This window comes from Pseudomonas fluorescens, assembly GCF_018614775.1.
Classification (GTDB): domain Bacteria; phylum Pseudomonadota; class Gammaproteobacteria; order Pseudomonadales; family Pseudomonadaceae; genus Aquipseudomonas; species Aquipseudomonas fluorescens_BY.
In genome coordinates, this window is sequence record NZ_JAGGOF010000044.1 from 75063 (window position 1) to 99244 (window position 24182).

Genomic DNA, 24182 nt, shown 5'->3' on the forward strand with positions numbered 1-24182 from the left:
TTGAATAAAATGGGCTCGTTGAGTTTTATTTGTTTACAGCACAATAAATATCAATATCCGAGCCGCCAACGGTCATGCCAACTTGGTTTCGTCGCCGAGGTCATTCCGCCTCGGACTTTAAAGGAACTGCCATGACCACCCTTCTTCATATTGATGCCAGCGCGCGATCCGATCGTTCCCTGAGCCGAAAATTGTCCAAGGCATTCGTCGACACCTGGCTTGGCCTCGACCCGAACACCCAAGTCATTACCCGTGATGTCGGCTGCAACCCGCCTCCCTTTGTGACACAGGACTGGATCGCGGCGGTGTTTACCTCCGAGCAAGACATGACACCGCAAAAGCGCGAACACATCCGCCTCTCGGATGAGCTGATCGATGAAGTCGACCGCGCCGATGTCATTGTCATGGGTACCCCGATGTACAACTACGGCATGCCCGCCACGCTGAAATCCTGGTTCGACAACGTGATCCGCATCGGCAAGACCTTCACCTTTGACCTGACCCGGGGTGACTATCCGCTGGAGCCGATCATGCGCGGCAAGAAGCTGATCATCTTGTCCTCCCGCGGCGAATTCGGCTTTGGTCCAGGGGGCGTCCGCGAAACCATGAACCACCTCGACACCCATATCCAGACCTGCGCGCACTACCTGGGCGTGAACGAGACCCATGTCATCGCCATCGACTACCAGGAGTTCGGCGATGCGCGTCACGAGGCCTCTATCGCCGAGGCGTTCGATGCGGTTCCAGTGCTGGTCGGGCAGATGATCGGCCAGCGAAACGGCCAGCGCTCACTCGCCTGAACACCCGGCTCAAGCCGCGGCCGCTGTCAGGCAGTTGGCAGCAGCTGATGGCCCGCCAGGTCAGCCTGGACGTTTTCCCGGAACGACCTGGCTTCGCCCAACAGCCAATCCCGGAACAGCACCAGGCTACGGCGCGCGGCACCTGGACGGTTTTCGATCAGGTGGTAGGTGAAGCCTGGCAATGTCGGGCCTGCGATCCGGCGCATCCGGCCAGAACGCAGTTCATCGTCCATCAGCACATTGCTGCACAGCAGCGGCCCCAACCCGCGCTCTAGCGCATGCAGCGCCAGGGTCTCCTCGCTGTACCAGGAGATGCGAAATTCCCGCGCCGCGTCGTGTTCGACCCTGGCCAGCCAGGCGGACCAGGAAGGTGCTTCGAGCGCCTGATTCTTCCATTTGAACGCCAGCAACGAGCGCTGGTGAAAGTCCTCGATGGTGACCGCGTGCCCGGCGGGACAGATGCCCTGATCCGCCACCGCGATATAGCGGTCCTCGAACAACACCGCTGCGCGGGCATTTGCCGCGAGCGGACCATAGCGAATCGCCAGATCGATGGTTTCGGAACGCAGGTCGACGACTTTTTCCGAGGCGTGAATGGACACCACGATGTCCGGATGGATCGCGTTGAAGGCTGCCAACCGGGGCATCAGCCAACGCTCGGCGAATGCCCGGGTGGTAGAGACCTGGATGGCGTCCCCTGCCCTTGGCGCTTCGATCAGGGCAAACGCCTCGGCAATCTGGTCAAAACCGTCGCGCAACAAGGGATAGATGGCTTTGCCGGCGGTGGTCAGCGTGAGCGTCCGGCCCCTTTCCAGGAGCTTTTGCCCGAGCCCGTCTTCCAGTTGCCGGACCTGATGGCTGACGGCGGCAACCGTGACCGAGAGTTCGTTCGCCGCCGCCGAAAAACTCTGGTGCCGTGCGACGGCTTCGAACGCTCGAACGGAGTTCAATGGAGGTATTTTGCGCATGATGTCTCCCAACACGGGTCGATGTGGCTTGCAACGTATCGAGTATCCTGCTGACCGGCCACGCCCGCCAGCAGGCTTTGCCCCTGGCTCTCCCTGATCAGGTTGATGCCCCGCCTACCGGACTCCTGACCCCAGCAAACGAACGGATGGAAAAATAACGAAACGAGCTGCGTCGCGGGTGGTCTAGAAAAACAAGCCCATCTGATTGAGAGTGTTCTTATGTTGAAATTCCTTGGCGGTACCGTTGGCATCATCTTCCTGATTGGCCTGATCGTGGTCATTGCGCTGTTCAAGTTCGTGTTCTGATTGCAATGCGGTAGCAGTCGTTACCTTGTGGCGAGGGATAATCCCTTGCCACAAGGGCTTTGCGCAGGAGTGATAATCAGGACGGGGAAGCGGCGATCGATTCGAGGATGGCCCGGGCTTCTCGCATGAAAATCTCCAGGGTCTTGGGCCCGATCCCTTCGAATGTCAGCAGCCACTGCTCAACGTCCGGAATGCCTTCGACACCGCCACGAATGGCCTCCAGCCGCGATGGCAGTTCCTGCTCCACTCGCGCGCCCAGCGTCCTCAAACGCCTCGCGGTCGATTCGTCATAACGCGCGTACCCGGCCTGCCCCAGCAACCGGACCAACTCACGATGGGCGCATTGGCTGAGCTTGCCGGGCGTATCCAGCCCATGCTGATCAACCAATACCTTGTACGCCTGCAACGCCACGCTTGCGCGGATGCGCTTGCCCAGGAGAAAACTGGCGAGCAGCCACTTGTACAGGCCATGACGCTGTTGATTGGCGATGTCGATGCCGAGGTCCGTTGCGCCGAGGGGGATCAAGGTTCGCCTCCGATCTGATGATCAAGCCAGCAGTGCTGCGATCCAGCGGGCCTGTTGGGTGATATCCCGTACCTTTTCCTCCGGCACGGCCTGCCGCGCCTGGGCGAAACTGGCCAGGGTCTTCTGCTTCTCATGCAACAGGCGCTGCCACTTGGCCAAAAACACCGGGCTGCGCGCCCGCATCTGCAGCGGGCCGAAGTACAGTTCCTCGGCGGTGTACAACACGGGGCCAGTACGCTCGGCGACGATGATTTCGTAGTCGAAGCGGTTTTCCCGCAGCAGTTCCTCGTCGAGAATCCGGTAGCCGTTGTCCATCAGCCACTGGCGCAGGGGCTGCTCGCCGCCGTGGGGTTGCAGGATCAAGCGTTCCTGCCCGCTCAGGCGCGCCTTGCCAGTTTCGAGGATGTCGCGGATCGTCTCGCCGCCCATGCCGCAAAGGCTGATTGCGCTGATTCCGTCGCTCGGTTCAATCGCCGCCAGCCCATTCGCCAAGCGCACGGTGATCTGCTGCTCCAGCCCATTTTCGCGCACGGTGCGCTCGGCCGCGTAGAACGGCGTCAGGGCCACCTCGCCCGCCACCGCTGAGGCGATCAAGCCGCGCCGCATCAACGCCACCGGCAGGTAGCCGTGATCCGAACCGATGTCGGCCAGCCGCGCGCCCTTTGGCACCTGTGCTGCCACGCGCTCCAAACGCATGGACAATGTCTGTTCGTTCAACTGCCGCCCCTTTCACCACCAGCGTCCGGCACCGTCGTCCGGATCGGGAGGCGAATTCTGGCGAGCGGCGTCGCATAATTCAAATTTATGCGACACAGCGCTTACGATCACGGGTGAGGAATACGGATGTGCCCTTGCTTCCCCGCCTCCCGGTAGCGCGCCTCCAGCACCTCGGCCAGCCGCTGCTTGGCCTGCTCCTCGCCATGGATCAGGCGGATTTCCCTGGGCCATGCCTTCATCCGGGTGACGAAACCCACCAGATCCGCCTGGTCGGCGTGGGCCGAATAGCCGCCGACACTGTCGACACCGGCACGAATGTCAATGCGGCAGCCGTCCAGCATCACAAAGCCGCCATCCGGCCCGTGGGTCATGATTTCACGGCCTGGCGTTCCCTTGCCCTGATAGCCGACGAACACGATGTTGTGCCGGGGATCACCGAGCATGGCCTTCAGGTAGTTGACGATGCGGCCGCCCGAGCACATGCCGTTTCCGGCAATCACAATCGCCGGTCGAGCGGTTTCGGTCAGGTGCTCGACGATACGCAGGTGTTCCTCGTGGCTGTCGACCGTGATCAACTGCTTGAAGGACAACGGCTTGCGACCCTCTTCCAGACGTTGGCGGGCATCCTCATCCCAGAAGCCTTGCAACTCCTTGTAGGTGCGGGTGAACTGGCCGGCGAGCGGTGAGTCGAGAATGATCGGAATCTGCGGCCAATCGATATCGGGGCCGCCAGCCTTGACGGGCATCCCGGGTTCGCGGGAGGTCTCTGGCTCGCCTTTCTCGTGCAGGATCTCTTCCAGTTCATACAGCAACTCCTGGGTGCGGCCGATGCTGAAGGAGGGGATCAACACCGTCCCCTGGTCCGCCAATGCCTGCTCGATGGCCGCCAGCAAGCGCTCGCGGCGATGGGCACGGTCTTCATGACGGCGATCGCCGTAGGTGCTTTCCAAAATCAACAGGTCCGCCCGCTCGGGCGGCACCAGGTCGGGCAGGATCGGTGAATGGGGGGCGCCCAGGTCGCCGCTGAATACAACGCGCCTGCCGGCCCCTGCGGCGTCACTCAGCTCCAGTTCGACATAGGCCGAACCCAGTACGTGCCCGGCCGGTTGCAGGCGCACTTTGCAACCGTCCCGATCGGCTTCGTGCAGAGTGAACCAGTTGCCGTAGGGCAAGGCGATGATGCGCTGCTCCACCACCTTGAGGTAACGCTCCAACTGTTCCTGATCGCGGCTGATGGACAGGCGAAACGCATCTTCCAGCACTATCGGCAACAGCCGCGCCGAAGGCTCGCTGCACAGGATCGGTCCTTCGAAACCCGCGGCCAGCAAATTCGGGATACGCCCGACATGATCAATGTGAACATGGGTGACGATCAGGGCCTTGATGCCCTCGATGGAAAAATCCAGGCCCAGCGCGTCGCTTGCGCCCGGCCCTTCGTCCTCGCCCTGGAACTGGCCGCAGTCGATCAGCAGGCTGTAGGTATCGTCCATCCAGACCTGATGGCACGAGCCGGTGACACCTTCATGCGCACCGTGGTGAATGAGCTTCGGATTGTCCATCAGGCTTCCTCGGGCAGCGACGGCTTGAACTGCTTTGGGCAACGCGCTGGGCGGGATAGTTTCCAGCCTGAAGTCAGGCTCGCTCATCGCCTTCTGCGTTCTCGATCATCGGCTGACCGCAATGGAGGCGCCCAGGTAGTACAACGCCCCACCGGCCATGACGAAGAGCCCGAGCATGTAGAAAATGGCGTGGGCCGGCTGGGTTGCCAGCACCACTCCGCACAACACCGGCCCTAGCGCACCACCCAGGTTGCTGAGGTTCTGGGCGCCGTAGTACATGCCCCGCAGATGGTTGGGGGCGATGTTGTCGATGAACATGTATTCGGCAGGGAACACGATGATTTCTCCCACCGTGAAAATCGCCATGGCGATCACCCAGGACACGGTCGTGGTCGACAAGGCGAAGCCTGCCAGCCCCACGATAAACAGGCTCAGGCCGCCCGCCAACCACAGCTTCAAATGTTCATGGGACACCCGGCGGCCGATGACGTATTGCAAGCTGATCACCGTCAACGCGTTCGTCGCCACCACGATGCTGATGATCCGGTAAGTCGCCTCGGCGGTCATCGTCACCATCAGGTACTGGGAAAGATAGGCGGTGAACTGGCCGAAGACGACTGCGCTCAGCACCCCGCCCAGGGTGAAGCAGACCAGTCGGTAATCACGCAACAGCAGCTTGCCTACGTTCAGGAACGGCGTGCGCGGCGGGGGCACAGTGGCGACCACCAGGCCTTTATCCGCCAACGTGAAGTAGACCAGCAAAAAGACCGTGGCCAACCCGGCCGAGCAGAGAAACGGCAGGCTGATGGCGAGCTTCGCCAACCCTGCCCCCAGGAACGGGCCGACGGCATAGCCGATGTTGGTCAGGGTGTACTTGATCGAAAATGCTTCGCTGCGCTCGGCGACGGGAAGCAGGCTGCCAAACGCCGATTTGGCGGCGATGTCGATAACGGCATACGCCAGGTTGACCACCACCAGGCAAACAAAGAACACGCCGATATCACGGCTTAGAAACGCCCCCAGGAAACCGACGCCGAATAGCGCGCTGAAACCCAGGATGAGCCGGTAGCTGGACAGGTTGTCCACGAGAAAACCGCCGTACAGGCTCAGCAACGACCCGATGATCAGCGTGCTGCCAATGACCAGGCCTGTCTCGGCGACGTTCAATCCGAAGCTGATCGACAGGTAGATCACCAGGTACGGCAAGGTGATCGCGCGAGCCAGGGTCAGCATCAGCGATGCGCACAGCAGCAGGTTGACCGTCCGGGGGTAGTTTTTCAGCTTGACCAGCATCCTTGCCTCTTACCGATTGTTTTCACGAGATGAACGCATCGCCAGCGTTGCTGCGTGCGAAGCCAGCTTACTGTTGAATCAGCTGATGATTTATGATGTTTTTTATTGACTGGACAGAATTTAATTCATGAATACGAGGCCGCCATGTTCTCCTCGGAACGCTTGAAAGGAATCGACGTATTAGTCTGTGTCGCGCAGCTTGGAAGCTTCAAGGCCGCGGCCGAGAAAATGAATCTGACGGCATCAGCAATCAGTAAAAGTATCGCGCGCCTGGAGAGTCGCCTTGGGGTGCGGCTGATCCATCGCACCACTCGCAGCTTTTCGCTGACCGACGCGGGCGCGGCTTTCTATCGTACTTGCACAGGCGTACTCGCCGACCTCGAAGAGGCGGAGCTTGCGCTACAGGCCGAGCACAACGAGCCACGGGGCCGGGTTCGAATCGACCTGCCAGGTGCTTTCGGCCGTGCCCAGGTGCTGCCACTGCTGCTGCGTTTCGCCCAGACGCACCCGCTGCTGGTCCCGCACATTTCTTTCTCGGACGGCCTCATTGACCCCTTCCAGGCGGGGGTCGACGTTGTCGTGCGAATCGGTAGCCCGGACGTCTGGCCCGATACCGTGGGGCATTGTGACCTGGGCAGGGAATGGCACACCTTCTGCGCCTCACCGGCGTATCTGGCCCAGCGTGGCGTCCCGTTGACCGACAGCGACCTGGAGCATCACGCCTGCATCGCCTACGGCTGGGTGGACGGTAAAACCAGCCCGTGGACGTTCGCCGTCAACCGTCCCGGCGCCACCCTGCGCCGCCAGGTGCCCGCCCAACTCGTGGTGGGCAACGGCGAAGCGTTGGTGAAGGCGGTTTCGGCGGGCTGCGGTATTGCGCAACTGCCGTCCTGGTTGATCAAGCAACAGCTCGACGACGGCACATTGATCGAAGTGCTGCCCCACCTGGCCGCCGAGGGTCATGCGATCAATCTGGCCTGGATCAAGAGCCGACAGGCACTGCCCAGGGTTCGTGCCGTGCTGGAGTGCCTGGTCGAAGGTTTGAAACCACCGGATGCCCTGAGCAAACACGGCTAGGCAGCGCCATGCCGTTATCGTCGACTCTATTGCCGACCGTACTTCCAGGAGTGTTCTTCCAGTGCCTGACCTGCCGCCCCATCACGCCTACCTGACGCGTTTCAACACCGTCCTTGCCTACATCGAGGCCAACCTCGATGGTGACTTGTCGGTGAACACGCTGAGCCGCGTGGCGAACTTTTCGGCGTTTCACTTCCACCGACAGTTCACCGCGTTCGTCGGCGTGCCCGTCTCGCGCTATGTGCAACTGATGAGATTGCGACAAGCAGCCCATCGGCTGGCTGGCGACGCAATTTGCTCGGTACTGGACGCCGCACTCGGTGCCGGCTTTGACAGTCCCGAGGCCTTCAGCCGGGCATTCAGGCGCGCGTTCGGCATGGCACCCAGCGCTTTTCGCAAGGCACCGAACTGGCAGGTCTGGAATGCGGTGTTCGCCATCCCTCATTTTTCAAGGACCATCATCATGCAAGTAAACATTGTGCAACGTGCTGAACTCAGAGTCGCCGCGCTTGAGCACTGCGGTCCACCCGGGCTGGTCGACGAGAGCGTGCGCACATTCATCGAGTGGCGCATGCAGAGCGGGCAATCGCCCGTGGCATCGAGCCGCACGTTCGGCATTCCCTACAGCAACCCTGACACGACACCGGCGCACGCATTCCGCTTCGCCATCTGCGGCGAAATTCACGAGGCCGTGGCGCCCAACGAACAGGGCGTTCGCGAGATCGTCATTGCCGGTGGCCGCTACGTCGTGGTGCGCCATTCGGGCTCGCCGGATCACATCGGTGAAACGATCTATCCGATCTACCGCGACTGGCTGCCCGCCAGCGGCGAGGAGCTGCGTGATGAACCGCTGTTCTTCGAATACCTGAGCGTCTATCCCGAAACGCCGAAGAGTCATTGGCAGACGGATGTGTATGTGCCGCTGCAATAGCGCTGAAGCGTTGACCTGGGGGAGCAAGCCTATTTGCCGCCTTACTTGATCTCGACCAGCCGCGGTGACTGGGAACCTTCCAGGGACAGGTGGATGACGCTGGCTTTGCTTGGAAAGTTCGGTGCATCGTCGTCGGTATTTTCCATCGCCGGAATGTCGATCAGGGTTTGCTCGCCCGCCGGGTCGCTGACCAGTCTGGCATTCAGTTTGTCGATCGACCGCCAGCTATCGCCGCCGATGCGCACGACGTCCAGCAGGCTGTAATGCAGCACGCCTTCTTCGTTCTCTTCGGGGGTGAAGGCAGCCAGGTATTGGCTGTAGTTGTTGCCAGCACCGAAACCTTCAACGGTAAACACTGCAAGCGTGACCTCGCTGTCCTCGCCGATATTCAGCGTCTGGGCCATTGCCGCCTCTGGGTAGCCGGTGGCATAGCTGTCTTTGAGCAGCGCCACCAGATGCCCGATCTGCTCCTCCAGGGCTTTTGGAACCGGTGAGGGTTCGGCGGCGTGGGTCAGGGAGCAGAAGAGCAACAGGCTGGCTGCAAGCAGGCGCGATTTCATGAGAAACAATCCAGGGTGGGTAAGCGATCGCAAATGTTAGCGCGTGGGAGGAAATTTACTACCTGGGTTTGAATGGGCCGATGCCATCGCGGGAACGCCTTGCTCCCACAGGATCGCAGAGGGCTTGCTCGCAAAAAATGACGGATCAGCGGGGCTGGGCGTCCTGCAGGTAGTAGCGGCAACGGCGGCGCTGCCGCGACAACGCGCCCAACCTTTCAATCCAGTTGTAAGAACTGCGTCACAGGACGGGGCTTGAACTTTCCACGCACCAGGTCCGGCGCGACGACCCACTCTACAGGTTCGTCTTTTTCTCCTGGCTCTTTGCTTTATCATGGCCCCCATCTCACTCCTGACTGATGGAACGACCATGACTTTCGATTTCGACACGCTGTTCGAGCGCCACGGTACCGGTAGCACCAAGTGGAGCCGCTACCCGGCCGATGTGCTGCCGATGTGGGTGGCGGACATGGACTTCCCTGCCCCGCCGGTGGTGATCGATGCGCTGCACAAGCGCCTCGAACACCCGATGCTGGGCTACAGCGTGGCCCAGGACAGCCTTCGCGCGGCGGTCGTGGCCGACCTGTGGGACAAGTACGCATGGCGTGTCGAGCCCCAGCAGATTGTCTTCCTGCCGGGCGTTGAGCCGGGCTTCAACATGGCCCTGCACGCGCTGGTGGCGCCCGGGCAGAATGTCGTGGTGCAGGTGCCCAACTACCCGCCGCTGCGCAACGCGCCGGCTCACTGGCAACTGAACAAGGTAGAGCTGGCGTTCAACGCGTTGAACGGCGAATTCCATACGCCCCTGGGCGCGCTGCGTGAAGCCCTGCAGGGCGGCGGTGCGCTGTTGCTGAGCAATCCTCACAACCCGTTGGGCAAGGTCTTTGGCCGGGAAGAACTGCAGGCCGTGGCGCAGATTTGCCTGGAGCAGGACGCCTGGATCATCTCCGACGAGATCCATGCCGACCTGTGCTTCGACGGCCGCGTGCACATTCCGACGGCCTCCCTCAGCCCGGCGATTGCCGCGCGCACCATCACCCTGATGTCCGCCAGCAAGGCCTACAACATCGCCGGCTTGAAGACCTCGTTCGCCATCATCCAGGACGCCACGTTGCGCGAGCGGGTCAACGGCGCCCGGTCCGGGATGGTCGACAGCGTCAACGCCCTGGGCCTGGAAGCGACTCGCGCGGCCTACAGCGAAGCAGGACCGTGGCTCGAAGCCTTGAAGGCGTACCTGCAAGCCAATCGCGATTACCTGGTCGATGCGGTCAACACCCGCCTGCCGGGCATCACCATGACCGTCCCCCAGGGCACCTACCTGGCCTGGCTGGATTGTTCGGCGCTGGGGTTGGATGACCCTCAAGGATTTTTCCTCAAGGAAGCCAAGGTCGGCCTGAGCGCCGGGCTGGATTTTGGCGACGACGCCGGCCAGTTCGTGCGCCTGAACTTCGGCTGCCCACGAGCGTTGCTGGAGGAAGGGATTTCGCGGATGGAGCGTAGTCTCAAGGCCCTGGGCTGATCATTCCATGGCGAGGGAGTAAGCTCCTTCGCCATGGCAGCGGTGCCATGGAAGCGGTCAGGCTTTGCGAGTCGCGTCGCACGCTCATCGACCATCCGGCCAATCCAACCGAACTCTGCCCGAAGGCCTGAAGTCCACCCTCCATCGCAACCCCACTTGCATGGAGAACCATCATGGTCGACTACCCTACCCCGCCTTTCCCGAAACAAAGCCAGCCCGTACCCGGCTCCCAGAAAAAAATGGACCCTTACCCGGATTGTGGCGAGCAGAGTTACCAAGGTTCTGGCCGTCTGGCCAACAAGATCGCCCTGATCACCGGCGCCGACAGCGGCATCGGTCGCGCCGTGGCGATTGCCTTCGCCCGTGAGGGCGCTGACGTGGCGATTTCGTACCTGGATGAGCATGAAGATGCCCGGGAAACCGCGCGCTGGGTCGAGCAGGCGGGTCGTCAATGCCTGTTGCTGCCGGGTGACCTGGCAGACAAGGCCCAATGCTACAAAGTGGTCAATGAAACCGTCGCACGCTTCGGGCAGATCGACGTCCTCGTCAACAATGCCGCCTTCCAGATGACCCACGAAACCCTCGAAGAGATTCCCGACGAGGAATGGGTGCGCACCTTCGATATCAACATCACCTCGATGTTCAGGATCTGCCAGGCCGCCGTTCCGCACATGAAGGCCGGGGGCTCGATCATCAACACCAGTTCGGTCAACTCCGACATGCCCAAGCCGACGCTGCTGGCCTACGCCACCACCAAGGGCGCCATCGCCAATTTCACCGGTGGCCTGGCGCAGATGCTCGGGCCCAAGGGCATCCGGGTGAACAGCGTGGCGCCGGGGCCGATCTGGACGCCATTGATCGTGGCGACGATGCCCGAGGAAGAGGTGCAGAACTTCGGCTCCCAGACCCCGCTGGGCCGGCCCGGGCAGCCGGTGGAAGTGGCGCCGATCTATGTGCTGCTGGCCTCGGATGAGTCCAGCTACATCTCCGGTTCGCGGTATGGGATCACGGGCGGCAAACCGATCCTATAAACCAGAGGCCTACCCGTGGCGAGGGAGCTTACTCCCTCGCCACAAAAGCGCTTGATTATTTTGAATTACCCTCACTCCTTGGCAATCACCGAAATTTTGCCGTTGCGCTCGATGATCGCAAACTTGATCTGGTCCAGGGTCTCGATGCCCTGGCTCGAGCGCGCCGCTTCCATGATGTCTTCCTCCACCAACCGTGCATGGCGCATCCGGCCGCGAAGGATGCGGCCGTCCTCGACAATGATGGTCGGCCCGCCGTCAATCAGTTGCGACACTCGCCTGGAGCGCAGCTTGAGCAGCGACAGGCCGACGTCGATGGCAATCAGCGTGACGATCACCATCAGCGAATTGGTCAGGGAGAAATCATCCCCCAGCAGCGCCTGCTGGGTCGCCTCGCCGATGATCATCAGCAGCACGAAATCGAAGGTGGTGATTTCCGCCAGCGAACGGCGCCCGGCGATTTTGAACAGCACCAGCAACGCCAGGTAGATCGCGGCGGCCCGCAGCACGGAATCCATAGGTCACCTAAGGGAAAATGAATTGATCGAAACTGACTGCGGCGCCACCGGGCATGGCGATGCGGCTGTGGTAAGTTCCCAGCCCCGTGCCGAGTACGGACAGATAAAGATTGGCCTGCCCCTGGGCATCCGCCTGGACCCAGAATTTCATGCCCTTGCCCGCACCGGCCGAGCGTAACGGCTGGGGCTGCAACGCCTCGACATTGAAACCTTCGAGCCAATCACCGCCCAGCTCGACTTCGAGCACGGCGTTCGGGGGACCCTCGAGGTGAATGATCATCGGGTTGTCAGAGCCGTTACGGTGGAACATTTCGTACTCGACGCCCAACGTTCCATCACGGCTCTGTACGTCACGGGAGCTCAAGGGACCACGGGAAAACAGCCCGAGCAAGGTCAGGATCACCAATAAGACCAGCACGTACCAACCCACCCGCTCGAAGCGCCAGACCTTGAGCTGATAGGCCATGTCTTCACGCACCGGAAATTCACGGCTGTGAAAATCCTCTGGTTCGCTGTGCCGGGTCATGGCATCCCCCTACCTGCACTCACCCGCCAGGGCGCGTTGATGGAAGTACCGCAATTGCCGCAGCGCGTGCTCGGTGGCGAGCAATTGCACCTGGTTGCGACTGCCGAAGAAACGCTCCATGCGGCTGAACAACGCCCGTTTGCCCGCCATCTGGAAAGCCCAGGCAAAGCAGACGGTGCCGGCGGGAATGCCATCCATGTCGTCCGGCCCGAGGATGCCGGTGGTGGCCACCGCCACGCTGGCGTTGGCATCGTGCAGCGCGCCCAGGGCCATTTCCTCGGCCACTTCGCGACTGGTGAGGTTGAACGTATCGATGGTCCGGGAGCGGACGCCCAGCAGCCGCTGCTTGGCCTCGGGGGAGTACACCACGTAGCCGCTTTCGATCAGCGACCCGCTGCCGGGTATTTCCGCCAGCAACGTGACGATCTTGCCGGCGGTGCAGGATTCGGCAGTGGTCAGCCGCAGGTCGTGTTCACGCAGATAATCAACGGTAGTCTGGGCAACAGTCATGGCAAACAGTCCTTCAGGGATGCTGATGGGTTGACCCCTGGCGGATTGATTCATTCCTTCGGATTGCGCTGCGGCACGTCGGCCTCAAATAAATGAAACCTCGGGTCGATGACGTACCTCAAATTTTCAGGGCCTCACGCTGAGGCTGTCTCGATCAGGAGGTCGTCATGTCGGCACTTTTCGTCAAACTGTTCACCCACCCTGAATTCGCCTGGAAGGAAATACGCGAAGAGGAGCAAGCTCATCCACGTCACTACCTGGCCCACCTGCTGTTGCTGGCCCTGATTCCTGCGGTGTGCCTGTTCATCGGGATTACCTGGACCGGCTGGAGCCTGGCGGAAAACGAAACCGTGCGCCTCACCCAGGCCAGTGCCTTGCAGCTGTGCGTATTGCTGTACCTGACCATCGTCGCTGGCGTGGTGCTGATGGGGGTGTTCATTCGCTGGATGTCCCGCACCTTTGACGCCCGTCCGAGCCTCAACCAGTGCATCGGCTTCGCCGCCTACACCGCCACGCCGTACTTCCTCGCCGGACTTTCCGGGCTGTACCCGAGTCGCTGGCTGGCGATCATCGTGCTGCTGGCCGCCTCGGCGTATTCGACGTTCCTGCTGTTCGTCGGCCTGCCCCGGTTCATGAGCCTCAAGAAGGAACAAGGCCTGCTCTATTCGGCCTGCGTCTGGGGCGTCGGTCTGCTGGTGTTGGTGACGATTCTGGTGGAGATGATCTTGCTCTGGTTCAACGTCTTGCAGCCTGAGTATCTGCGGGTTCCGGTGGGTTGATCGGCGCATACGCGGGTGGCCAGGCGCACAGAGAGGTTCCTGGCCCAAGCCATACACCGGTGCACTATGGACACCTGTGGGAGCAAAGCTTGCTCGCGATGGCGGCGGCCCAGCCAACATCATCGTCGACTGGCACCGTCTGATCGCAAGCAAGCTTTGCTCCCACAGGTCTTGACTGCCGCAGGTTTGTTGCCATTTGAGCTTCGGTTGACCGGCCTGAGGCTATTTGGCCGTTTTCTTCATACCGACTCTACGCCGCATGTCCGCGGTGATGCTCTGACGGGTTTTCTTCAAGTCCGCCCAGGGCTCATGCCCCACGTCCGCCAGCCGCTCGTGAACATTGTGCACATTCCACAGGTTGGCACCCTTGAGCTCGGCCATTTCCTCCCGATAGATCGGCACCGACACCGGCAGCCCTTCCCGGGTGCGCGCAGCGTAGGCGCAGATCGTGGTGGCGCCCAGGCCGTTACGCAGGTAATCGATGAAGATCCGCCCGACCCGATTCTTCGGCCCCGACACCGCTGAAAAGCGATCCGGCAACAGCTTGGCAATGTGGCTGACGATGGCGTGGCTGAAATCCTTGACCTCGTCCCAACCCAACTTGCGGGTCAGCGGGACGACAATGTGGATGCCCTTGCCGCCACTGGTCTTGAGAAACGCCTTGAGCCCCAATTCATCGAGCACCGACAGGGTCAGTTGCGTCGCTTCCACCATGCTTTTCCACGGCAGCGCCGGGTCCGGGTCGAGGTCGAGGACAAAGCGGTCAGGCTTGTCCAGGTCCACCGTCGTCGCGTTCCAGGTGTGCAGTTCCACGGTGCTCATCTGCACCGCACCGATCAACGCTTCGGGATTGTTGATGAGCATCACCGGATGCCCGGTGACCTCCTTGCCCAGGCTGGTGATGCCGGGAATCGCCAGACGCTCGGCGTTTTTCTGGAAGAACAGTTCGCCGGCGATGCCATCCGGCGCCCGCACCAGCGCAACCGGGCGATCAGCCAGTTCCGGCAGGATGAATTCGGCGACACTGGCGTAGTACTCGGCCAGTTGCAGCTTGGTGGTTCCGCTGCTGGCGTCGATGACCCGCTCCGGATGGGTGATGCGCACCTTGCCCTCCAGGGCCGGTGTATTGCTGGCCTTGGTCTTGGCTTTCGCCTTGGGTTTGGCCGGTGCTGGCTTGGCCTCAGCGTTTGCCTTGGCGGGAGTTTTCTCGGTGGTTGCAGCATTTTTTTTCACAGGTTTCGCCACCTCCTGGGTGATGGCCTTGGCCGGTTTATCGTTGCGCAAGCCCTGGAACACGGCGTGGCGCACCGAGCCTTCCTTGGTCATCTCGGCGAACGCGACTTCAGCCAGCAGCGTTGGCTCAAGCCAGTGCACGCCCTTGGCTTCATAGCCGGTGGGCGGATTGACCACGGCAGCTTTCTTTCGCTCCAGCGGCAATAACTGCTGGTGGATGCTCTTGAGGGTCGTTTCGTTGAAGCCGGTGCCGACCTTGCCGGCATAGCGCAACTCGCCGCTGTCGGCGTCGTGCAGCCCCAGCAGCAAGGCGCCAAAGGCATTGCGGGCGCCCTTGGGTTCGCTGAAGCCGACCACCACGAATTCCTGGCGATTCTTGCACTTGAGCTTGATCCAATCACTGCTGCGCCGGGACGTATAGGCGCTGCCCATGCGCTTGCCGATCAGGCCCTCCATCTGCATCTGGCAGGCGCTGTTGAGCAGCGCTTCGGGGGTTTCTTCAAAGGCGTCGGAAAACCGCAACAAGGCGCTGTCGTTGCCCTTCAGTACGGCCGCGAGCGCGGTGCGCCGCTCTTCCACCGGCACTTTGCGCAAGTCCATGCCGTTGAGGTACGGCAGGTCGAACAGGTAATAGGCGATCTGGCCGCTGCTGCCGGCGTCGAAGGCATTCTGCAAGGCCTGGAAATCCGGCACGCCCTGTTCATTGGCGACCACCATTTCGCCGTCGAGCCAGGCCGATTCCAGTCCCAGCGCCGCCAGGGCCTCGGCTTGCCGGGGCAGTTTGTGAGTCCAGTCATGACCGTTGCGGGTGATCAGGCGGACATCGCCGCCTTCGATCCGCGCCATGACCCGGTAGCCGTCAAACTTGATTTCGTAGAGCCAGTCGCCGTCCGGCGCGCTCTCCACCAGCGTCGCCAGTTCCGGCTTGAGGGTTTCCGGGATCGGCCCGGCCACCGCGCCATTGAGGGTGGTTTTAGCACTCTTTTTCGCTGGTTTGGGCTTGGCCGCTTTCTCGGGCTTTTTTACAGCCTTCGCCGCAGCGGTTTTGCCCCGTTGCCGGGGTACCAGGGTGCGGTCGCTCAATACGCTGTCCGGCTCGGCTTTTACCACGTCGTATTCACTTTCTGGGCGGGCCGCCTCGTCCTGATGCTTGATCAGGAACCACTGCTCCTGCTTGCCGGGCATATGGGTGCGCACCAGGTTCCACAAGCCGGCGAGCTTTTCGCCTTGCAGCTCGAACTTGAGCCGGCCTTTTCCATACGCCTCATGGGGATCGCCCTGGGGAATCCACACGCCGCGATCCCAGACAATCACATCGCCGGCACCGTAGTGGCCTTCGGGGATGTTGCCTTCGAACGTGGCGTAGTCCAGCGGATGGTCTTCGACGTGCACGGCCAGGCGCTTGGACTTGGGGTCCAGCGACGGCCCCTTGGGCACCGCCCAGCTCTTGAGCGCACCGTCCAGCTCCAGGCGAAAGTCGTAATGCAACCGCGAGGCATCGTGCTTCTGGATGCAGAACTGCAAGGCGTGGCTGGCTTTAGTCGACTTGCGCGAGCGCTTCGCCGCCGGTTCCGAGGTGGCGTTGAAATCGCGCATGCGGTTGTAGTCATCAAGGGTCTTGCTGGTCATTGTCCACCTGCGACGTGTTGCAGCGTCGGGTCGGCCACCGGCAGCCCGGCGCTCTCCGACACCAGTTGATCGACCACCCGGCTCAAGGCCTGCTCGGTGGAGTCGCCCAACAACAGCCCTTGTTCATAGAGCACGACCTGGCGGTCGGCGCTGGTGCCTTCCTGGACAATGCGCCGGGCCGGCTTGAACACCTCCAGGCAACCCAAAGCAGCGGCGGTCTCACCGAAGGTCTGCTCGGCCAGGGTCAGCCACTCACCAATGAGCATCGGCTGTTCCTGCCCCTCGACGATGAACTCGGCGAGAATGCCGTGGCGCTTGGCCCGCCAGCGGTTTTCCTTGAGGATCCAGTGCGAGGCCAGGCTGTAGGCGGCGCCCGGTTGAGGCTGGTCGATGGCATGGGCCACCATCAAGCGAAACAGCGAGACCAGGCACAAGACATCCTCAACCCGCGGACAGGCATCGCAAATGCGCAGCTCCAGCGTCGGATAGCGCGAGGACGGGCGCAGCACCCACCAGCAATCGCTGGGCTGACGGATCGACCCGGTGCGCGTGAGCAGGCTGACGTAGCCGGCGAATGCCGATTCGTCCTCGAAAAACTCCGGTATGCCCATGCGCGGCCATTCATCACACGCGACCTGGCGATAGCTGTTGAAGCCCGTGTAGGCGCCATTCCAGAACGGCGACGAAGCACTCAGTGCCAGCAGCATCGGCAACCAGGGCAAGACCTCGTTCATTACTCGCACCCGGTCGCGATCGACCGGCACCTCGACATGCACGTGCAGGCCCGACAACACGCTGCGCCGTGCCACCCGCTGGTAATCATCGAACAGCTGCTGGAAATGCAGTTCATCGGTGGGCTGCAACCCCGGGGTGGCCATCGGATGGGAGCCGGCGCTGAGCAGGCCCAGGCCAAACGGCGCCAGGCGCCGGGTCAGCCCGCTACGCACCTGGCTCAGGTAGTCTGCGGCCTCGGGCAGGCTGCGCAAGATCGGCGAGGCCATCTCGACCTGGCTCTGGAACATTTCGTGGGCAAAATGCTCGCCCAGTTCAGCCCTGCAGGCCGCCACTGCCTCGACAGGCGGCTGGGTGGGCATGCACCGGGTTTGCAGGTCGGTGACGAAGTATTCCTCTTCAATGCCGAACTTCAGACGCCTGTTCATCGACAATCCCTCCGATACCCGCGCCGATGCGGGTTACGACCAACGCCACCACGGCGATCCTTTCCACGTCCTGGTAACCCAGCGTCAGCAGCTCCTCGCCGAACACGTCCGGGTCCAGTTCCTTGTAGGTCCAGCCAAACTCCGCCGAGTCGAGCCACGGCGCCAGGGCTTCCAGGAACGGGTCACGACCCTCGATCATCGCCACACCGGTATAGAGCACCAGCGAGCCGCCCGGGGTGAGCCGCGGCAAGGCCTGCTCGACAATCCGCAACGACAGGCCGGCGCCCAGCGCCCCGCCGCCGTGGCGATAGGCACGCTCCGACGGGTCGGCCATGTACGGCGGGTTAGCGACGATCAGGTCGAAGTCACCCTCGACATCCTGGAGTACGTCGCTGCGGGCAATCTCGACATTGGCCACTTCGCCAAGCGCGGCATTCACCGCCGTCAGGCGCAAGGCCAGCGGATTGATGTCCAGCGCCAGCACCTGGGCCTCGCGTCGGGCCCGGGCAATCACGATTGCGCCGACGCCGGCACCGCAGCCGATGTCCACCGCACGGTGCACGGCGGTGAAGCTCTGTTGCAGATGGGTATGGATCAGTTGGGCGAACCGGTAGCTGTCCGGTCCAAAGAACACCGCGTCGCTGGCCTCGGTGGGGAACTGCGAATGAGCAAACAACAAACCGTCCAGGCTCGACCAACGGACCCGGCTGCGCAGCAGGCCATCGTGCAGCTCCAGCACTTCGGCTGCTTGCAACTGGCGCTGCTCATCGGCCGAAATCAGTCCCGGTGCAAACGGCCGTGACCAGCCGAACACATCGCGCAGGGTCTTGGCACGTTCATTACCGGGTCGCTGGTTGATCCGTTCATGGGTCAGCGGCGTCGGGGTGATGAAGCGATAGCCGTCGGCTTGCAAGCGGCGGCCCAGCTGCAACAGCGCCAGGTCGGATTCGGACAGGCGTTCTTCCTGATTCATGCAGCGCTCCCTAGCGAACAGCGGATTTGAGTTCGATGAACCGACGCGTCGCCAGCAGCCCGGCCGGATGGCTGTGGCAACGGGCCGAGAGCCACGGCATCAACGTCTGCAACTGCTCGTCGGGCGACTGGCTGCGCAGCGTCCGTTGCAGGTTCTGCACATCGGGGTCTTCAACCGGTGTCTGCGGCTCGCTGGTCGCGCCCTGGCTACGGCGCGGGCTGCTGCGTGCGCTGTCCTTCAACCAGTCGCCGGCGATCCAGTCGTGCAGCAGTTGCTTCTCGTACGGGCTGAACACGCCGAACATCGCCGCACCGGCGCCTTCGATCAGGGTCCAGAAACGACTGTCCTGTGGATCCTGGTGACGCTTGATCCAGCCCTTGTTCTGCATCGCTTCCAGAAAGCCTTCCAGTTGCCCCGGCGCCGACAGCCACTGGTTGACGGTCTTGCCTTCGAACTTGCAGTAGTCGGAATGCATGTGCTGGCCGAACGGACGCTTGCGTTCGAGCATCTCCAGCACTTCACGGTAGAGGTCGAATGATTCGATGATTGCCCGGCTGCCCTGTCCAAGGTCATTGAGACGATAACCCAGGCTGACCCGCTGCCAGAACGACTCGCGGTCGGCTTCCATCGGCATCAGTTGCATCAGCGCTTGCACGGCCTTTTGGGCGTGGCCGGTGCTGGCGTTGTCGATGGTCACGTGGAGGGTGAAATAGTACGGATCGATGTCCAGTTCGGTCAGCTCGTAGGCGCTGATCAACAGGTGCAGCGGCAGCTGCTCGTAACCCAGGTTGTAGCCGATGACTTCGGGCAGGTACTCGTCGCCCGCGTAACCCAGCGCCAGTTGCACCGCGCCTTGCAGGTAGCGTTCATCGTCGATGTCGGGCGCATCCACCAGGCCGTGTTCGGCGAGCAGCTTGCGGTAGATCACCACGTGGTTCTGCGCGGGATGACCGTCGCCCAACTCCTCCAGATAAGTGCACACCAAACCGTCGAAACGGTGGTCGTGCCAGTGCTTGAGCACGCCGTACAGCCAGGCGCCGTCAACCAGTTTGGTCGGGGCCACGGCCTGCAGGAAGTACAGGGCGTGGGCCTTGCTGCCGAAGAATTCCCGTGGGCCGCCACTTTTGCGCCGTTCCAGGTAATCGGCGTATTGCCGGGCCACCCCGGCGCTGTGGGCTTCGACCCAGGCTTGCAGGGCCTGGGGATCGTCGGGCGTTTCCTGGGGCAATGCCTTGGCCTGGCCGATGCATTGTTGGAGAAAGGCGTGGGCGACGGCTTGTTTGTCGTCATTGTCAGGGCCATGAAGCAGCCGTTCATAGCATTGGCGCACCTGCCCCGTATCCATGACGGGATGGGCAGTGGCGGGCCGGGATTGGAGGAGTGTCAGCGCAGTCATAAGGGCCTCTTCGGTTCTTGGCAGGACGCTGAATCAGAACGTCTCTTCTGTTGCAGAGCACCGAGAAGCACGAAAAATTCCCTTGGCTTGACCGGCAGCCGGATAAACGGGGTCGTGGCGTTTTGGTGGGAACCCTCGCTTCGCTTCGCCCCTCGAATGCTGGGAGTCATCCTTCGGATAAAGCTCCCTCGCCACGCAGCGTTGCGCTGATCAGCACAAGCGTGTGCACCCGCCAATACAGGACACTACCCAAGGAGCAAACATGATTTTCACGATATGGGTAGCGGTGCTCGGTGCCGTGTTGTTGACCCTGGCCCTCACCTCGTCCTACCTGCGCTGGATGCCGGTGACCACGTCGGCGATGTGCCTGGTGCTGGGCGTTGCGATTGGCCCGGCGGGGTTGGGCTTGCTGAAGCTGGACATCACCGAATCCTCGGTGTGGATGGAGCACCTCACGGAAATCGCCGTGGTGTTCTCGTTGTTCGTCAGCGGCCTCAAGCTGCGCCTGCGCTTCAAGAACCGGGCCTGGCGCGTCGCCTATGGGCTGGCCGGTCCGGTGATGATGCTGTCCATCGCTGGCCTGTGCCTGGCCTTGCATTACCTGTTTGGCCTCGGTTGGGGCGTGTCGATGTTGATTGCCGCGATCCTGGCGCCCACCGACCCGGTGCTGGCGGCGCTGGTTCAGGTCAACGATGCGCGGGATGACGACCGGGTCCGTTTCGGCCTGTCGGGTGAAGCCGGCTTGAACGACGGCTCGGCCTTTCCCTTCGTGATCCTCGGGCTGTTGATGCTGCGCGAAGACGGCATCGGCTTTCTCGGCGAATGGACGCTGCGTCATGTCTTGTGGGCCGTGCCGGCGGGCTTGCTGATTGGTTACTGGATGGGACGGGGGATTGGCAAGCTGACCCTGTCGATGCGCATCAGGAACGCCGACAGCACCCTGTCACCCAATGATTACCTGGCCCTGGCGCTGATCGCCCTGGCCTACGCCGCGGCGGTATCCGTGCAGGCCTATGGCTTTCTCTCGGTGTTTGCCGCCGGCTTGGGGTTGCGTCAGGCCGAGGTGCAATCGACCGATGAAGATGCTCTGCCGGCAGAGCACCTGGTGCAACCAGTGGTCGGCCACGAAGCCGTCGATCCTCGCGACGCGGTCCTGGGCGATACCCAATCCCTGGACGATGGCCAGGTGGCCGCCGGGGTGATGATGAGCGACATGCTCGCGTTCGGCGGCCTGGTGGAGCGCGCGATGGAGGTGTTCCTGGTCACCCTGCTGGGGGTGGTGCTTGCCACCCATTGGGACTGGCGAGCCTTGGCGATCGGCGCCCTGCTGTTCGCTGTCATCCGGCCGTTGAGTGTATTGGCAATGCCGTGGGGCCGCTTGCTGGACCGACCGCAACGCCTGATCATCGGCTGGTTCGGCATCCGCGGCATCGGCAGCCTGTTCTATCTGTTCTTCACCCTCAACCAGGATCTGCAGCCGGAGGTGGCGCAACTGTGCATCAATCTCACGCTCTCAGTGGTGGCCTTGAGCATCCTGGTTCACGGGGTCAGCACCCAACCTATCCTGTCCTGGTATGAGCGGCAGAAAAAAGCGGACTGACTCTCAGCCCAGCGGGTCCGTCACTTGGATAAGCACCGCATACGCCCCCAACAGCACCCAGAACGTGGCGAAGATCCATGGCGTACGCAGCGAAAACAACAACGACTTGCGATAGCCCTTGTGGGTCGACTCCCGCTCGCTGAACAGCGGCGACTCGTCGTAGACCAGCCCCATCACCGGCTCGGCGCGCAGCAATTCGCTCTGTTTGAAATGCCAGTGGTCGATGATCTCGTAGGCCGCGTGAATACCCGGCCAGGCATTGAGTGAACTCAAGAACCCCAGCAAGGCCAGGAATGGCGGCACGATCAAGGTGAACAGCTTGCCCCACTCCGGGTTCAGGTTCGCCATGCACGAGGCAAACGCGATCACCAGGAACGACTGGGCGGCCAGGTAGGCATCGGTTCGGTTGGCGAGGATACTGGTTTCGTACTGGATCTCGCGGCGATAGAAATCCAGCCGCTCCTTGGGGGAGCCGAACAGCTTTGCGTTGTGTTCGGTCAGTTCTTCTTCCGGCGTCTGGCCGGTCAATATTCTGGGCATCGGGTGGACTATCGCCAGGTAACAAATCGGGCTCATTAGAAGCTGCTGCGGCCGAACAAGTTCAAGGCGATGGACCAGAGGTGCGGAGGCCCATGGTTTATTTCATCGTCTGCCCGATGATTTGTACCAGATCAATCTGTTTGAACGGCTTGGTCAGGCGTGGCAGTTGGCTGGCAAAGCCCTCCAGGCGTTCGGCGTAACCGGTGGCGAGGATGATGGGCAGGTTCGGATGCCGAGCACGCAGCAGTTTCGCCAACTGCGCGCCGTCCATCTGTGGCATGGCCATGTCGGTGATCACCAGGTCGATGTCCGGGTTGCGCTCATACAGTTCCAGCGCCTGATGGCCGGACGGTGCGCAGAGAACACGGTGCCCCAGGTCCTCGATCAGCAGGCGGGTGCTGGTCAGCACCAGGCTGTCGTCGTCGACTACCAACACCAGCAACTCATCAACGGCCTGCGCCGTGACTGCCTGGGTCGGCGCCCTGCCGGGTGCCGACGTATCAGCCACCGGCAACCACAATTGCGCGCAGGTGCCCACGCCCTTCTCGCTCTTGAGCATCAGCCGGCCACCCAGCTGCTCGGCCAGGCCGTGCACCATGGACAACCCCAGGCCGGTGCCCTTGCCGACGCCCTTGGTGGTAAAAAATGGATCCACGGCCGAGGCCAGCGTCGCCTCGTCCATGCCCTCGCCTTCATCGGTGATCGACAGGCAGACGTATCGTCCGGGTATCATCGACGGATCCGCGTCGGCCTCGGTGACAAGTCGCTCCTCGGCGGCGATCAGGATACGGCCGCCGTGGGGCATGGCGTCCCGGGCATTGGTCGCCAGGTTGAGGATGGCCAACTCCAGTTGGTTGACGTCCGCCAGCACCGGCGCCAGTGCCTCGGCGAAGCGGGTCTGGATGTGGATCGAGGGGCCCAGCGAGCTTTGCAGCAAACCACTGATGCCCTGCACCAGGGCCGACAATTCGACCGATTCGGAGGTCAGTTTCTGCCGCCGGGCAAACGCCAGCATTCTTTGAGTCAGCGAGACACCGCGCAATGCGCCCTGGGTCGCATTGTCGAGAAGCTGGGTGAGTTTTGGCTCGCCGGGCAGACGCTTGCGCACGATCTCCAGGTTGCCCAGGATCACCGTCAGCAGGTTATTGAAGTCGTGGGCGACGCCGCCGGTGAGCTGCCCGATGGCTTGCAGTTTCTGCGACTGGAACAGTGCCTCGCGGGCCTGTTCAAGGGCCTGTTGCGCCTGTGTAGCATCGGTGATGTCGCGGGTGATCTTGGCAAACCCCAGTAGGGCTCCAGTCTCGCTGCGAATGGCGTCGATGACCACGTGGGCGATGAACCGCGTGCCATCCTTGCGCACGCGCCAACCCTTTTTTTCGAAACGCCCCACGCTGGCGGCGATGCTCAGCGCTCGCTGCGGCTCACCGGCGGCGCGATCCTCGGGGGTATAGAACATCGAGAAGTTCTGGCCAATGGCTTCGGCCGGCAAATAGCCCTTGATGCGCTGCGCGCCCTGGTTCCAGTTGGTGACCTGGCCGTCAGGACCGAGCATGTAGATGGCGTAGTCGGTGACGCTTTGCACCAGCAGGCGGAACTGCTGCTCGCTTTGCTTGAGGGTTTCCTCAGCCATCTTGCGGTCGGTCAGGTCGCGGGTGATCTTGGCGAACCCGAGCAGCTGTCCACTCTGGCTGTCGATGATCGGGTCGATGACCACATGGGACCAGAACAGCGTGCCGTCCTTGCGCACCCGCCAGCCCTCGCCTTCGAAACGGCCTTCACGCATAGCGGTGTCCAGCGCCCGCTGCGGCAGGCCCGCGGCGCGGTCCTGGTCGGTGTAGAAGCGCGAGAAGTGCTCGCCGAGGATTTCCGCTTCCTCATAACCCTTGAAACGCCGGGCGCCGGAGTTCCAACTGGTAATGATGCCCGAGGGGTCGGTCATGTAGATCGCGTAGTCGACCACCGCGTCGATAAGCAGGCGGAAACGCTGGTCTTCGTTAATGCGCGGCGTCTGGGGATCATTCTCAAGCATATTGGGCC

At 62.1% G+C, this 24182-nt stretch carries 22 protein-coding genes; 7 read left to right on the forward strand and 15 right to left on the reverse strand.

Features of this window, described 5'->3' with window-relative positions:
* Positions 1 to 131 precede the first annotated feature (131 nt).
* Complete coding sequence (locus J7E36_RS12055; RefSeq protein ID WP_215003105.1) at positions 132 to 800, forward strand: FMN-dependent NADH-azoreductase; 669 nt, start codon at positions 132 to 134, stop codon at positions 798 to 800.
* Between the two features lie 26 nt (positions 801 to 826).
* On the opposite strand, the gene J7E36_RS12060 is transcribed toward J7E36_RS12055, so the two are convergent.
* The 5 genes from J7E36_RS12060 to J7E36_RS12080 form a co-directional block, all read right to left on the reverse strand.
* On the reverse strand, positions 827 to 1768 hold the full coding sequence (locus J7E36_RS12060) for a LysR substrate-binding domain-containing protein (RefSeq protein ID WP_215003107.1): 942 nt from the start codon (positions 1766 to 1768) through the stop codon (positions 827 to 829).
* A 382-nt stretch (positions 1769 to 2150) separates the two neighbouring features.
* Positions 2151 to 2600 (reverse strand): DNA methylase, encoded by a 450-nt coding sequence (locus J7E36_RS12065; protein ID WP_215003110.1) that lies wholly within the window; start codon positions 2598 to 2600, stop codon positions 2151 to 2153.
* A 21-nt stretch (positions 2601 to 2621) separates the two neighbouring features.
* Positions 2622 to 3317: a tRNA (adenine(22)-N(1))-methyltransferase gene (locus tag J7E36_RS12070; RefSeq protein ID WP_251030608.1), complete on the reverse strand. Its 696-nt coding sequence runs from the start codon at positions 3315 to 3317 to the stop codon at positions 2622 to 2624.
* Between the two features lie 107 nt (positions 3318 to 3424).
* Complete coding sequence (locus J7E36_RS12075) at positions 3425 to 4876, reverse strand: MBL fold metallo-hydrolase RNA specificity domain-containing protein (protein WP_215003112.1); 1452 nt, start codon at positions 4874 to 4876, stop codon at positions 3425 to 3427.
* Between the two features lie 105 nt (positions 4877 to 4981).
* Positions 4982 to 6169 (reverse strand): MFS transporter, encoded by a 1188-nt coding sequence (locus J7E36_RS12080; RefSeq protein ID WP_215003114.1) that lies wholly within the window; start codon positions 6167 to 6169, stop codon positions 4982 to 4984.
* A gap of 144 nt (positions 6170 to 6313) precedes the next feature.
* Between J7E36_RS12080 and J7E36_RS12085 the strand changes: the two genes are divergently transcribed.
* On the forward strand, positions 6314 to 7246 hold the full coding sequence (locus J7E36_RS12085; protein WP_215003116.1) for a LysR family transcriptional regulator: 933 nt from the start codon (positions 6314 to 6316) through the stop codon (positions 7244 to 7246).
* A gap of 61 nt (positions 7247 to 7307) precedes the next feature.
* The gene (locus tag J7E36_RS12090) at positions 7308 to 8177 is read left to right on the forward strand and encodes an AraC family transcriptional regulator (RefSeq protein WP_215003118.1); all 870 of its coding nucleotides are present in this window, start codon (positions 7308 to 7310) and stop codon (positions 8175 to 8177) included.
* Between the two features lie 41 nt (positions 8178 to 8218).
* Here J7E36_RS12090 and J7E36_RS12095 read toward each other — a convergent pair whose 3' ends face one another.
* A complete protein-coding gene (locus J7E36_RS12095; RefSeq protein WP_215003120.1) occupies positions 8219 to 8737 on the reverse strand; it encodes a hypothetical protein in 519 nt (172 codons plus the stop codon).
* A gap of 367 nt (positions 8738 to 9104) precedes the next feature.
* On the opposite strand from J7E36_RS12095, the gene J7E36_RS12100 reads away from it, so the two are divergent.
* Entirely contained in the window at positions 9105 to 10253 is a 1149-nt protein-coding gene (locus tag J7E36_RS12100; RefSeq protein ID WP_215003122.1) for a MalY/PatB family protein, read from the forward strand.
* A 173-nt stretch (positions 10254 to 10426) separates the two neighbouring features.
* Positions 10427 to 11284, forward strand: coding sequence for an SDR family oxidoreductase (locus J7E36_RS12105; protein WP_215003124.1), 858 nt, complete (start codon positions 10427 to 10429; stop codon positions 11282 to 11284).
* 71 nt (positions 11285 to 11355) lie between these two features.
* On the opposite strand, the gene J7E36_RS12110 is transcribed toward J7E36_RS12105, so the two are convergent.
* Genes J7E36_RS12110 through J7E36_RS12120 form a run of 3 tightly spaced genes read right to left on the reverse strand, consistent with a single transcriptional unit; the run spans position 11356 to position 12835 of the window.
* Positions 11356 to 11799 (reverse strand): DUF421 domain-containing protein, encoded by a 444-nt coding sequence (locus J7E36_RS12110; protein ID WP_215003126.1) that lies wholly within the window; start codon positions 11797 to 11799, stop codon positions 11356 to 11358.
* Between the two features lie 7 nt (positions 11800 to 11806).
* Positions 11807 to 12325, reverse strand: a complete 519-nt coding sequence (locus J7E36_RS12115) for a hypothetical protein (RefSeq protein WP_215003128.1) — start codon at positions 12323 to 12325, stop codon at positions 11807 to 11809.
* A gap of 9 nt (positions 12326 to 12334) precedes the next feature.
* On the reverse strand, positions 12335 to 12835 hold the full coding sequence (locus J7E36_RS12120) for a CinA family protein (RefSeq protein ID WP_215003130.1): 501 nt from the start codon (positions 12833 to 12835) through the stop codon (positions 12335 to 12337).
* Between the two features lie 167 nt (positions 12836 to 13002).
* On the opposite strand from J7E36_RS12120, the gene J7E36_RS12125 reads away from it, so the two are divergent.
* The gene (locus J7E36_RS12125) at positions 13003 to 13614 is read left to right on the forward strand and encodes a Yip1 family protein (RefSeq protein ID WP_215003132.1); all 612 of its coding nucleotides are present in this window, start codon (positions 13003 to 13005) and stop codon (positions 13612 to 13614) included.
* A 222-nt stretch (positions 13615 to 13836) separates the two neighbouring features.
* Here J7E36_RS12125 and ligD read toward each other — a convergent pair whose 3' ends face one another.
* The 4 genes from ligD to J7E36_RS12145 are packed head-to-tail and all read right to left on the reverse strand — an operon-like array spanning position 13837 to position 20005.
* Positions 13837 to 16476 carry a DNA ligase D gene (gene ligD, locus J7E36_RS12130; protein WP_215003134.1) on the reverse strand — a complete coding sequence of 880 codons (2640 nt, stop codon included), beginning with the start codon at positions 16474 to 16476 and terminating at the stop codon, positions 13837 to 13839.
* Positions 16473 to 17636: a carboxylate-amine ligase gene (locus J7E36_RS12135; RefSeq protein ID WP_215003136.1), complete on the reverse strand. Its 1164-nt coding sequence runs from the start codon at positions 17634 to 17636 to the stop codon at positions 16473 to 16475. Before J7E36_RS12135 ends, ligD begins: the two co-directional genes overlap by 4 nt.
* Positions 17608 to 18609, reverse strand: a complete 1002-nt coding sequence (locus J7E36_RS12140; protein ID WP_215003138.1) for a methyltransferase — start codon at positions 18607 to 18609, stop codon at positions 17608 to 17610. The genes J7E36_RS12135 and J7E36_RS12140 overlap by 29 nt, the downstream gene beginning before the upstream one ends.
* Positions 18610 to 18619: 10 nt before the next feature.
* Positions 18620 to 20005 (reverse strand): iron-containing redox enzyme family protein, encoded by a 1386-nt coding sequence (locus J7E36_RS12145; RefSeq protein ID WP_215003140.1) that lies wholly within the window; start codon positions 20003 to 20005, stop codon positions 18620 to 18622.
* Between the two features lie 262 nt (positions 20006 to 20267).
* On the opposite strand from J7E36_RS12145, the gene J7E36_RS12150 reads away from it, so the two are divergent.
* Positions 20268 to 21605, forward strand: coding sequence for a cation:proton antiporter (locus J7E36_RS12150; protein WP_215003141.1), 1338 nt, complete (start codon positions 20268 to 20270; stop codon positions 21603 to 21605).
* 3 nt (positions 21606 to 21608) lie between these two features.
* Here the strand turns inward: J7E36_RS12150 and J7E36_RS12155 are convergent, their stop codons facing one another.
* Together J7E36_RS12155 and J7E36_RS12160 are read right to left on the reverse strand one after the other, a co-directional pair.
* Positions 21609 to 22145: a hypothetical protein gene (locus tag J7E36_RS12155; RefSeq protein WP_215003143.1), complete on the reverse strand. Its 537-nt coding sequence runs from the start codon at positions 22143 to 22145 to the stop codon at positions 21609 to 21611.
* Between the two features lie 97 nt (positions 22146 to 22242).
* The gene (locus tag J7E36_RS12160; protein WP_215003145.1) at positions 22243 to 24174 is read right to left on the reverse strand and encodes a hybrid sensor histidine kinase/response regulator; all 1932 of its coding nucleotides are present in this window, start codon (positions 24172 to 24174) and stop codon (positions 22243 to 22245) included.
* Positions 24175 to 24182 lie beyond the last annotated feature (8 nt).